At 48.0% G+C, this 12,684-nt stretch carries 9 protein-coding genes; 3 read left to right on the top strand and 6 right to left on the bottom strand.

Annotated features, from left to right (window positions below; genetic code table 11):
- Positions 1–52: 52 nt before the first annotated feature.
- From Q4Q57_RS08015 to leuA, 5 genes are all read right to left on the bottom strand, one after another.
- Positions 53–1,402 carry an outer membrane protein transport protein gene (locus Q4Q57_RS08015; protein ID WP_311890497.1) on the bottom strand — a complete coding sequence of 450 codons (1,350 nt, stop codon included), beginning with the start codon at positions 1,400–1,402 and terminating at the stop codon, positions 53–55.
- Positions 1,403–1,928: 526 nt separating this feature from the next.
- On the bottom strand, positions 1,929–2,534 hold the full coding sequence (leuD, locus tag Q4Q57_RS08010) for a 3-isopropylmalate dehydratase small subunit (protein ID WP_311890496.1): 606 nt from the start codon (positions 2,532–2,534) through the stop codon (positions 1,929–1,931).
- Between the two features lie 27 nt (positions 2,535–2,561).
- Positions 2,562–3,968: a 3-isopropylmalate dehydratase large subunit gene (gene leuC / locus Q4Q57_RS08005; protein WP_311890495.1), complete on the bottom strand. Its 1,407-nt coding sequence runs from the start codon at positions 3,966–3,968 to the stop codon at positions 2,562–2,564.
- Positions 3,968–5,062 carry a 3-isopropylmalate dehydrogenase gene (gene leuB / locus Q4Q57_RS08000; RefSeq protein ID WP_311890494.1) on the bottom strand — a complete coding sequence of 365 codons (1,095 nt, stop codon included), beginning with the start codon at positions 5,060–5,062 and terminating at the stop codon, positions 3,968–3,970. Before leuB ends, leuC begins: the two co-directional genes overlap by 1 nt.
- A 70-nt stretch (positions 5,063–5,132) precedes the next feature.
- On the bottom strand, positions 5,133–6,701 hold the full coding sequence (gene leuA / locus Q4Q57_RS07995; protein ID WP_011845607.1) for a 2-isopropylmalate synthase: 1,569 nt from the start codon (positions 6,699–6,701) through the stop codon (positions 5,133–5,135).
- 504 nt (positions 6,702–7,205) lie between these two features.
- Between leuA and Q4Q57_RS07990 the strand changes: the two genes are divergently transcribed.
- Positions 7,206–8,987, top strand: a complete 1,782-nt coding sequence (locus tag Q4Q57_RS07990; RefSeq protein ID WP_311890493.1) for a diguanylate cyclase domain-containing protein — start codon at positions 7,206–7,208, stop codon at positions 8,985–8,987.
- Here the strand turns inward: Q4Q57_RS07990 and recQ are convergent.
- Positions 8,969–10,792: a DNA helicase RecQ gene (gene recQ / locus Q4Q57_RS07985; RefSeq protein ID WP_311890492.1), complete on the bottom strand. Its 1,824-nt coding sequence runs from the start codon at positions 10,790–10,792 to the stop codon at positions 8,969–8,971. The two genes, Q4Q57_RS07990 and recQ, sit on opposite strands and share 19 nt — an antisense overlap.
- Positions 10,793–11,119: 327 nt before the next feature.
- On the opposite strand from recQ, the gene Q4Q57_RS07980 reads away from it, so the two are divergent.
- A complete protein-coding gene (locus tag Q4Q57_RS07980) occupies positions 11,120–11,584 on the top strand; it encodes a thioesterase family protein (protein ID WP_106648332.1) in 465 nt (154 codons plus the stop codon).
- Between the two features lie 201 nt (positions 11,585–11,785).
- Positions 11,786–12,670, top strand: coding sequence for an EamA family transporter RarD (rarD, locus tag Q4Q57_RS07975; protein ID WP_006079874.1), 885 nt, complete (start codon positions 11,786–11,788; stop codon positions 12,668–12,670).
- Positions 12,671–12,684: the final 14 nt, after the last annotated feature.

Below are 12,684 nucleotides of genomic sequence, written 5' to 3'. Positions count from 1 at the left end.
ATAGCCATAAAAAAGCCCTGAAGATTCAGGGCTTTTTTAAACTACGCAGAACTTACATCTTATAGCTCATCTGGATACCCGCAAGCCACACATCGCCGCTTGCTTCGCCGTTAAAGTTAACCGTCGCTAGATTCAATAGATTTTGTTGCTCGTTGATGGGCGCATCGCCTGTTGCTTTGATATAGGTTACAGCAAAATCAACGTTCAGATTCTTAGTTGCCTGATAACCGGCGCCCACAGAGAACCACAGACGGTCAGAGTCTGGAATTGTGGTTGTGCGCCACTCGTCCTGCGCCGCCGTTTTATCTAGCGCCACACCGGCACGCACTAACCAAGCATTATTGACTTGGTAAGTGGTTCCCAGCGCGAAGCGCCAGTTATCTTCGAAGTGTTCTTCTTTAACTAAATCAGACTCTAAACCGCCCTTAGGTTTAACCTCGCCAGGGAAATACGCCACCAGTTGATCGAATACACTCCAATCGGTCCAGTTCACACTCGCGTGCATGGCCCAGTTATCGGTCAATTGGTGATGGGAAGCAATTTCTGCAAAAGCAGGCAATTCAAGTGGTAAATACCCTTCGATAGATACATCTTGGCCACCAGTGTACAAGACGCCAGAAGCATGGCCATCTAAGTCCAGTTTCACACTACTGTGATACGCAAAACCTAAACGGTGAGCGGGATTAATCTGCCAGCTTGCACCTAACTGCCAGCCGTAACCGATATCATCACCCTTCATGCTCTTAAGCTCAGTACCACCTGGTGGCAACACAGCCTGCACTGGAGCCGGCAGAGCAGGCTTGATACCATCGACCCAACCGGGTAATGAGGCACCAATTTCGCCCTCACCATAAACAATACGTACACCAGCACCGACGCTGACAGCGTCATTGATGCGATAAGCGATGTTTGGATTAAACTCAACTGTGGTAACCGAAGTCTTATTACCAAAAATGGCCGCGGCGTGGGTCGCAGGTAATTCGGTGGCTAGACCATAGTTAGAGTTTACCGCTAGGCCCCAAGTCCATTGATCATTTAGCTGATTCGAGTAGTAAAAGTTAGGTACCAGTGCATCATCGGCCACATCGAGTGCATCGCCGCCTTTCATTTTAACGGGTTCAGGGCCAAGCAACGGCGAGCTAAAGCTGACATCACCAGTCACATCGACATTTGGCATCACATAAATGCCACCCGCAGAGAGCTGACGACCTTCAAGGTAAGTCAGCATGGCTGGATTTCGACCTTGAGCCGAAGCGTTATCCGCCATAGCCGCTTCACCCGCAAAAGCACGGCCTAACCCAGTGGCAGAATATTCGGCTAATTGAAAACCAGCGGCATGGAGTTGAGTCGTTGAACTTAACAAGGCTGCAGTGACAGCCAAAGTCAGAAGACGTTTTTGCATCATTATTCTCTAATCATATTATTGTTATCTGTACTACTTAAATGAGTACTGCGGCGTTCAGGCAAAATAGAGCAAAGACTCCAGATTGAATGCGCAGCAGTTTACTTATGCAGAAGATGTTTGCAACCAAAGGAGATAAAACAGACAAAAACTCTAGACAATCACGACTTTAAAACAGATTTAGTGACCAATATCACCATTTAAACAAAGCTCAGCCTAGATACGCCCAGTTATTATTCGCCACGCTGATTAACTCAAAATAGTAAAATTACAAAAATAACCATAATAAACAATACAATAAAATCAAAAATAGCATAAACACGTGTAAATCATTCTGATGTAACAAATTCAGCATAAATCACTATCGATTCAGAAATTCTATGGCGCACAAACAGCGGTGGAAATTTATCATTTAAAATACAACAAGTTAAACTTTTTATGGATGATGATTTAAAACAAAAGTGCCTAGGTGCTAACCTAGGCGCTTAAATATGGACTCAACACCAGTACAAATGTGCGCTGAAAGTTAGCGGCGCCAGCCTTGGATTTGAGTTTCGTACTGACTGATTTGCGCTGCATGGGACAAGGTCAAGCCAATCGCATCTAAACCGTTTAGCAGCTTATGTCTCGCCGATTCTGCCAGCGTAAAACTAAACTCAGCCCCCGACGGTGAAACCACTTTACAGCTTGTGAGATCAACAGTTATTTGTGCGCCAGCTTCTGCCGCCACTTCATCCATTAATTGGCGCACCTGCGCGTGGGTTAACGCCACAGGTAACAGGCCATTATTGATTGAGTTACCGTAAAAAATGTCAGCAAAACTCGGCGCAATAATCGCACGCAGACCGAAGTCCGCCAGCGCCCAAGGCGCATGCTCGCGGCTTGAACCACAACCAAAGTTTTCCTGCGCCAACAGAATCGACGCACCTTTATAGCGGGGTTGATTCAATGAAAACTCAGGATTTGGCACATCGCCCGCATCATCTAAATAACGCCAGTCGTGGAATAAGTGCACACCAAAACCATCGCGCGTCACCTTAGACAAAAACTGTTTCGGAATGATCTGATCCGTATCGATATTGGTGCTGTCTATCATGACCGCAAGCCCGCTATGGGTCGTAAAAGGTTGCATTAACTTCTCCTCTTGGGTTTACGGTAATTAGTAAGGTTTACGAATATCGACAAAATGCCCTGCCACCGCAGCAGCTGCGGCCATTGCTGGACTCACCAAATGGGTACGACTGCCGCGACCTTGGCGACCTTCGAAGTTACGATTACTGGTCGAGGCGCAGCGATCGCCCGCTTCTAATCTGTCGTCATTCATCGCTAAACACATAGAACAACCCGGCAAACGCCACTCAAACCCCGCTTCGATAAAGATTTTATCTAAGCCTTCGGCTTCAGCTTGTGCTTTTACTTGGCCAGAACCTGGAACGACAATCGCAGTGACGCCACTCGCGACTTTACGGCCCTTGGCATGTACGGCGGCGCTGCGTAAATCTTCAATCCGTGAGTTAGTACAAGAACCGATAAACACCTTGTTGATACTGATGCCTGTCATCGGTGTGCCCGCACTCAGGCCAATGTATTCTAAAGCCTTTTCCATACTAGCTCGGGTGCTTGGGTTGGCTTCATTAATGGGATCTGGTACTTTGCCATCGATTGCCACCACTTGGCCTGGGTTAGTACCCCAAGTCAATTGCGGCGCAATATCGGCAGCATCTAACTCAACGACAGCATCAAACACGGCGCCGTCATCGGTTTTAATGGCTTTCCAGTAAGCGACAGCCTCGGCCCAATCTTCACCCTTTGGTGCAAACTCGCGGCCTGCTAAATAGTCAAAGGTGGTTTGATCCGGCGCGACCATGCCCGCCTTAGCGCCCATCTCAATCGCCATGTTGCACACTGTCATGCGGCCTTCCATCGACAGGGCTTCGATCGCCTCACCGCAGAACTCCACCACGTAACCCGTGCCACCATCCATGCCGATTTTACCAATAATAGCGAGGACGATATCTTTGGCGGTCACGCCATCGGTGACATGACCACGCACTTCAATCTTCATGGTTTTAGCTTTTAACTGACGCAGCGTTTGCGTTGCTAACACGTGCTCAACTTCCGATGTGCCAATCCCAAACGCCAATGCGCCAAAGGCACCGTGGGTGGCGGTATGGGAATCGCCACACACAATCACAGTGCCCGGTAAGGTAATGCCTAACTCTGGGCCCATCACATGCACAATGCCTTGATTAGGATGGTGAATATCATATAAACGCACGCCAAAGTCTTTACAGTTTTGCGCTAGGGTTTCCACCTGAGTGCGCGCCATCGGGCTTAGGGCATCTAAACTGGCGCTGCGGGTTGAAGTATTATGATCCATAGTGGCAAAGGTTTTTTCCGGCGCGCGCAGCTTACGGCCCGCGACCTTCAAACCGCTGAATGCTTGAGGTGACGTCACTTCATGGACTAAATGTCTGTCGACATAAATGACCGGCGCTTCGCCTTCAGGAGATGCAACGATATGTGCATCCCATACTTTTTGGTACAAGGTCTTTGCGTTCGTCATTACACACCTTCCTTTATAGCATTGGCGATAAAGTCACCCATTTCTGCCGTCGATTTCGCTTCACTACGCTTGTCGCTGCTCAATAACTCACCGGTTAAATAGCCAGAGTTCAAGGCTTTGCTCACGGCGCGCTCAATCGCATTCGCCGCTGCTTCTTGTTTTAAGCTGTGGCGCAACATTAATGCCGCCGACAGAATTTGCGCGATTGGGTTGGCAATCCCTTTGCCTGCGATATCCGGCGCGCTACCACCCGCGGGTTCGAATAAACCAAAGCCACTGCTGTTCATGCTCGCCGAGGACAACAAGCCCATAGAGCCCGTTAACATGGCGATTTCATCGGATAAAATGTCACCGAACAGGTTAGAACATAGCATCACATCGAACTCATCGGGACGACGTAGCAGCTGCATGGTCGCGTTATCGATATAGATATGTTCCAGCTCGACATCGGGGAAATCTACCGCGACTTCTTCCACCACTTGGCGCCATAGCACTGAACAGGCGAGCACATTGGCTTTATCCACTGAGGTGACTTTTTTGCGACGACCACGGGCAGCTTCAAAGGCGATGCGGGCGATACGGCTAATTTCGCGGCGGCTATAACGCATGGTATCGAAGGCTTCTTCATTCTCGCCTTCACCTTGGCGGCCCTTTGGTTTACCAAAATAAATGCCGCCGGTTAACTCACGCACACATAAAACATCAAAGCCACGGGCAGAGATATCGCTACGCAGCGGTGACATATGTTCTAAGCCATCGTGCAGTTTGGCTGGGCGCAGATTGCAAAACAGTTCGAAGTGACCACGCAGAGGCAATAGCGCGCCGCGCTCAGGTTGTTCATTTGGCGGTAACTTTTCCCACTTAGGACCACCGACTGAACCAAATAGAATCGCATCGGCCGCTTCACAACCTTTTAGCGTGGCATCGGGTAGTGGGCAACCGTGGTTATCGATGGCAATACCGCCGACATCGTATTGCGTATATTCGATATTCAAATCGAATCGCGCTTCCACTTCTCGCAGCACTTTACGCGCCTCTGCCATCACTTCTGGGCCGATCCCGTCCCCTGCTAATACTGCTACTTGATAACTCATACGCCAGCCAACTCCTTTAAATATGAATGCTTTATGCTCGACCTTGCTATTCTTTAGATGCTTTTAGCGACTAAACGCCGCCTAGCTCTCGATTCTTTTGCATGCTTTGTTTGTAATCGGCGACCTTGTCTGCGCGGCACGTTAAGTTCATCACATGCACTAAAGCGCGCGCCGAGGCTTCCACTACATCGGTCGCTAAACCTACACCGTGGAAGTTTTGCTCGTGGTAAACGGCGGTAATGTCCACTTGACCTAAGGCATTTTGGCCTACGCCCTTAGCGCCTAACTTGTAGCTGATGATGTCGATACGACGATCAGTAGCACGGGCAATGGCGTTATAGGCGGCATCAACGGGACCATTACCGGTTGCGGCTTCGGTTTTAATTTCACCGCCCACTTCGATACGCACAGTCGCTGTGGCAACGCCTTCGGTAGAGTCAGACTGCACCACTAATTGCTGCAATTGATAGTGATTGTCTTCTTCGGCCTGCGCTTCCATAAAGGCTAAGGCTTCTAAATCATAATCAAATACTTGGCCCTTTTTATCCGCCAATTTTAGGAACTCTTCGTACAGCGCATCCATATTGTAATCGTGCTCGCTATAGCCCATTTCCTCCATGCGATGCTTGATCACATGGCGACCAGAACGCGAGGTCATATTTAAGTTATTGCGATTCAAACCTATGCTTTCTGGGGTCATGATTTCATAGGTATTTTGCGCTTTTAACATGCCATCCTGATGGATACCCGACGAATGGGTAAAGGCATTGGCACCGACAATCGCCTTGTTCGCCTGCACAGGCATGTTGCATAACTGGCTGACTAAATTAGAAGTACGGTGGATTTCCTTAGCGTTAATACCTGTTTCCAAACCCAACATGCCCTTACGCGTCGCTAAAATCATAGCGATCTCTTCCAATGAACAGTTACCCGCACGCTCACCTATACCATTGATCGTACATTCGATTTGACGTGCACCGTGTTGCACTGCGGTTATCGAGTTCGCCACAGATAAACCTAAGTCATCGTGGCAATGCACTGAGATCACCGCTTGGTCGATGTTCGGCACGCGGTTAAACAGGGTTTGAATAATAGTGCCAAACTCGCTTGGCACTGTGTAACCGACCGTATCGGGAATGTTAATGGTACGCGCGCCAGCAAGAATGGCGGCCTCCACCATACGGCACAGATTATCAATTGGCGTGCGTCCCGCATCCTCACAGGAAAACTCCACATCGTCGGTAAAGCGACGGGCGTATTTCACTGCGCTGACCGCCATCTCTAACACTTGATCAAACGAGCGCTTCAACTTGCTTTCAACGTGAATCGTTGAGGTCGAGATAAACGTATGGATACGGAATTGATCTGCAACAGACAAGGCCTGCGCCGCAGCATCTATGTCCTTTTCAAGTGCGCGGGATAACGCACAAACGCGACTATTTTTGATGGTGCGCGCTATGGTTTGCACCGACTCAAAATCACCGGGTGATGAGACAGGAAAACCCACTTCCATTACATCAACACCTAGACGTTCCAGCGCCATGGCGATCTGTAACTTTTCTTTGACCGAAAGGCTTGCGGCTAACGCCTGCTCACCATCACGTAAGGTCGTATCAAATATAATTACTCTGTTAGACATCTCGCTTCTCCATGGAACGTCACCGTTCATTATTTAACTTTTGCCGTATTCAGATACAAAAAACCCCGCAACATTGGTGCGGGGTTTGTGAATGCTTTGCCTATTTATCGAGCGTGCAACACTAAGACCTCCGCGTATAAACCGCGAGGAGAGAGAGGAGGTCGAGTTTGCTGCTAATTCTATTCATTTTATTTAAATATTTATTCTGTTCAAATAATCTAGGACGGTTAATATTTAACTTGCCTAGCCAAGAGTGTCAACCCTAATTTTTTCATGTTCCACTGTTCCGCCCCGTCTTAAGGCCAATAACTGTGAGTTTTATCGCCAAATTAGTGATCGACCCCACAGAATTAACCCGCTGTTTGGATTCAGAAATCACTGGGATGTGTTAACTTATTTCTCTTAGAAAAAAATAGTTTTTTATGCAAAAAATGATTAAGTAAAGTTATAATCCCGCCTTAGTGATTAAGGATATTAGAGCTTACGCATTTTATGGAGCACAAAATGGATTTTCGCGTCTTGGTACTGAGCCTGTTGTTATGGCTGATCCCCTTTGGGGCGAGTGCTATAGACCAGTTGGATGAGCTCACAGAACTCGTCTACCAATATCCCAGTAAAGCCCTGACTCAAATCACAGCCTTAGAAAAACAATTTACGACCCGCGCCACTTCTGACATTAATCGACTCAGATTGAGTGTATTGAAATGCCAAAATCTGCTGCAACTGGGTGAGAACGAAGCCGCAATCAACGTGGCACAGTTAGGCGAGGCCAATGCTAAACAGCTTAAGCTCGATCAGGTTCGCCCCTACTTTTTGATTTGCCAAGCCGACGCCAACCTCAACTACAACAATATTCAAAATGCGCTGCCCTTGCTGGATTCAGCCATTACCTTAGCGCGACGCTATCAACAACCCCAAGCCTTAGTCGATGCCTTGCGTTTACGTGGTCAGCTCGATACCGACACAGATAACTTTTCCTCTGCCATCGAAGATTTACGTCTGGCCATCGATATTTATCCAGACATTCATACTCAGACCCAGAATTGGGTTTGGCCACCACAGGCTTATATTTATGCGGCCATGGGTAATTTACTCTACGCAACCCATGATTTCCCTCAGGCCATGTATTACACCAACTTAGGGATACAGAGCTCAGATGCCAAGGGCAAGGTATTACATATCATTCTACGAAATGCGGCCAGAATAGCGCTCGATAATCAAGAATTCGATTACAGTGATAAACTCGAAAAACAAGCAAAAGCACTACTGCCTGAACTCGGTTCGCCACTTGAGCTTGCCTACAGCTATGCCATTTTGGCATCGATCGCGCTCGATAAAGGCCGCATCGACACAGCCGAAGAATACCTTTCTATCGCCATCAATACCTTCAAGAAGCACAATCAGCAATTGGCTATGATGCGCTCGACTCGTCTGCTGGCACAAATACGCTTTGCCCAACATCAAGACGATGCCGCATTAATCCTAATGAATCACGCCATTGAACAAGCTGAAAATCTAAAGCAGTATTCTGATCTCAAAGGATTTTACGGGATCATGAGCGATCACTACTTAGTGCAAGGAGATTTTAAGCAGGCCTATTCTTTTTTACTCAAACGCTATCGAGCTGCCGAACTCGCCAATCAAGGGATGAACACTGCACGGATATTGCAATTTAAAGCCCGCCTGAATCAACAAGATTTGCAACAGGATCAGAATAGTCCTGCACCACAAAAGGCATCGATCCTCCAAGAGTTAAATCTAGACTGGGCCTATAGCACTTTGTTCTTAATTGCGATGACGTTACTCGGTGGGGCTATTTGGTATTTGATTGATAAGCAAAATAATCGCGCGCCCCGTATCGAAGGCGAGGAGCCTGCGGAAACTCTGCTCCAACAAGTCACATCGGCCTTAAACATTGCCAAACAAGGTAATTATCCGCTGTCTTTATTACTTTTTAATGCGAGTCAAATACGGCAAGTTGACTTGCCGCCTCTGCAGGATGAGCTACAGCACAGACTGCGAGAGCAAGATAAGTTGATCCGATATTCGATGGATGAAATTGTGATTATCCTACCGCACACCTCTGCAGCTGGTGCTAAGAAAGTGGTCAATCAATTAGTGGCCTGTATTCAACCTTGGCAGGGGTCAAGCAAGGTCAATATTGGTATCGCGGCAATGCAACAGTTTGATACGTTAGAGTCTTTAATTAAGCGCGCTAGTATCAATCAATTGGGCAAGGTTAAAATCAGTGAGAATAATCCAAACTATTATTCTCCCGCTAAATAAGCCGCGATTTCATCGAGAAAAGCGTCGCCGAAACGACTCAGTTTACGCTCGCCAACCCCGTTAACGGCGAGCATTTCCCCCGCGCTGGTCGGCATCATGGCCGCCATTTCCGCCAGCGTCGCATCGTTAAACACTAAATACGGTGGCACATCCTGCTGCTCAGCTATGGTTCTTCGCAGTAACTTGAGTCGCGCGAACAGCTTACGGTCGTAGTTCAGCGGTGCCTTAGACTGGCTCACCTTGCGTTTTGTGGTCGTTAACTGAATGCGCGGTTCGGCGAGCATTAACGCCACCTCCCCTTTGAGTACAGGTCGTGCCGATGGGTTTAAGGTAATAGATGAACCGCGAGTCACATCTTGGCTCGCCAGTCCCAAATGGATCAATTGACGGATCACGCTCAACCAATACTCATGACTCTTATCTTTACCAATTCCCCAAGTCGTAAGTTTATCATGCCCTCGGTCAACTATCGGGGCGCCTTTCGAGCCGCGCAACACTTCAATTAAGTGATTGATACCAAAACGTTGTCCTAAACGAAAAATACATGACAACACCTTTTGTGCATCTTCGGTGCCGTTATAACGCTTAGGCGGATCGAGGCAAATATCGCAGTTACCACAGGGCTCTAGTGCGCTCTCATCAAAGTAATGCAATAGCACTTGGCGACGGCAGGTTTGCGCCTCGGCAAACGCCGCCATAGTATTGAGTTTATGGAATTCGACCTGTTGCTGCGGCCCAGGCTCGGACTGCTCAATCAAATGTCTGACCCGACCAATATCGGCGGGATCGAACAACATAAAAGCTTCTGCATCAAGCCCATCACGGCCCGCTCGGCCCGTTTCCTGATAATAGGCTTCGATACTTTTCGGGATATCGTAATGCACCACAAAACGCACATTCGACTTGTTAATTCCCATACCGAAAGCCACAGTGGCGACCACGATATCGATTTGATCTTTAAGAAAACTGTCCTGTACTGCACCACGGTCTTCCTGCGTCATTCCCGCATGATAGGCCTTGGCATTAAAGCCTTGCAGACATAAACGATCGGCAACCTCGTCGACACGGCGACGACTACTACAGTAAATAATCCCGTTGGTGCCATTTTGCTGGGTTAGAAAATGCCGTAACTGATTCGCAGCATTGAGCTTTTCCGCCACTGTGTAGCGAATATTAGGCCTGTCAAAACTCGAAAGCAGACGGAACGGGTCAATCCCGAGTCGCTCGCAAATACTCTGCCGAGTCGCCTGATCCGCCGTTGCCGTCAGTGCCATCATAGGCACGTAGGGGAAGAGTTGTTTTAGCTGGCCAAGCGCTGCATATTCAGGGCGAAAGTCATGACCCCACTGGCTAATGCAATGCGCCTCGTCGATGGCAAACATCGCCAGCTGGAGCGACTGCATTCGCTCAATAAAATCTGCGGTTAATAAGCGCTCTGGTGACACATAAAGCAGTTTTAACTCACCGTGGCGCAGCTGCCTTAATACTTCGGCACTCTGCTCTCGCGGCAAAGAAGAATTGAGATAAGCCGCTGCAACACCGGTTTGCAATAAGCTATCGACTTGATCTTTCATCAAAGAAATCAATGGGGAAACGACAATAGTGATGCCATTCATCATCAAAGCGGGCAGCTGATAACACAAACTCTTACCGCCGCCCGTTGGCATAATCACTAAGCAATCTTGCCCGCCGCAAACACGTTCTATCACCTCCCGCTGACCGTCCCTAAAGTCACGGTAACCAAACACCTGTGCTAGGCGTTGCGAGAGCGGATCATCATGCGTGTCGAGTACGAGCTTTTCCATGGATCTTCTATGTCAAAAGTGAGGGGGCCTATTCTATACCCAAACTAGTTCAAAATGCAGGATTCAACGGTAATTTAAAGTGCTTTAGACGAGGCAATTCACCACAATTGCAGCTATTTTAACCCTAGTGGGCTAAGCCAAAAATAACGAACGCGGGGTAAAATACTTTAAAAACTGCCGAAACTGTGTCGTCATTTCAGCGACAGAGTTGCATTCGCGGTGAGCTTCACTGTAGATTAATTGCTCTAAGCCGCACTTTGTTTATCTCAGTGTTGATAACAAATCCAATTACGCCTAATGCAGTCACTCAGTGACAAGGACCCAAAAATGACCAGCCCAATCCAAGCCGAAGCTTTGAGAAGAGTCGCAGCAGTATTTGATCAACATGTTCCTTTTCATAATCTACTCGGACTTGATATCAAACGTTACGACATTGATGGCGTCGAAGTGGTGATTAACATGAAGCCTGAGCTGATTGGCAACATTCACCAACAAATCCTCCACGGCGGTGTGACAGCAACGGTACTCGATGTGGTTGGCGGACTCACGGCCTTTGCAGGACTGGTCGCCAGTCGTGATGATTGGACGGTCGAAGAGCTGCAGCAACGCCTGCAAACCCTAGGGACGATTGATATGCGCATTGATTATCTTAGACCAGGCCGTGGCCAAATCTTTACTGGCACGGGTAGTGTCATTCGTGCGGGCAATCGAGTGTCTGTATGCCGCATGGAACTGCATAATGAACAAGGCACGCATATCGCTTTTGGGACAGGCACTTATATGGTGGGCTAGCCGCTTCACCGCAGATAACTCATTTACCGTCTTAAAGTTCAACGCCAGTAAACATCTTGATTAGTAAGATGTTTACTGGCGTTGATCGGCCATTCAATCTCTTATCGAGATATTCTGTAACCAAAAGAACGCGGCGATGCCCTTGAGTCAGCGGTCAGACACACCTACAATCGCCGTCTTGTTGTCCTTCGAAGATGTCTCATGCAAGATCTTGAATACCGCAAAGGGATCCTACTCGCCGTCAGTGCTTACTGTATGTGGGGTTTTGCGCCTTTATATTTCAAATTACTCAACCATGTCTCTGCCACCGAAATTTTGCTCCATCGGGTGATTTGGTCATTCGTGTTTATGCTGATCATCATGCAGTTTATCGGCGGGTTCTCACGCTTACGCTTACTGTTTAAACAACCTAAACAGCTGATGGTTCTCACCATTACTTCCATACTGATCGCGGGAAACTGGCTGCTATTTATCTGGGCGGTGAATAACGATCACATGCTCGATGCCAGCCTAGGTTACTTTATTAACCCTCTGCTCAACGTCTTGCTTGGTATGTTATTTCTAGGCGAAAGGTTACGTAAGCTGCAATGGTTTGCGGTCGCACTCGCCAGTGCTGGTGTGTTGATCCAATTAATCTCTTTTGGCTCTATTCCAATTGTCTCACTGGCACTCGCGGGCACCTTTGGTTTCTATGCACTGCTGCGAAAAAAGGTCAATGTGGATGCTAAGGCCGGTTTATTGGTCGAAACCGCAGTGTTATTACCGGTCGCGCTAATTTACCTAGTCGCGACCTTAGACACAGCGACAGCAAGCATGCTGACAAACGATTGGCAACTGAATCTGATGTTAATGGCAGCAGGAATAGTGACCACGATTCCTTTACTCTGTTTTGCAGGGGCGGCGGTACGGATCCCATTGTCTATGCTTGGATTTTTCCAATATATCGGCCCAAGTATCATGTTCATCCTAGCAGTGAGTCTGTTTAATGAGCCCTTCGATGCAGAAAAAGGCGTGACCTTCGGTTTTATCTGGAGTGCCCTGTTAGTCTTTACCTTAGACATGGCCTATAAACGCAAAGCGGCGTGATTATTATCACGCCG

Source organism: Shewanella sp. SP2S2-6 (assembly GCF_031931965.1).
GTDB lineage: Bacteria > Pseudomonadota > Gammaproteobacteria > Enterobacterales > Shewanellaceae > Shewanella > Shewanella baltica.
The sequence above is the reverse complement of the archived record's forward strand: the minus strand, read 5'-3'. Positions and strand labels throughout refer to the sequence as shown.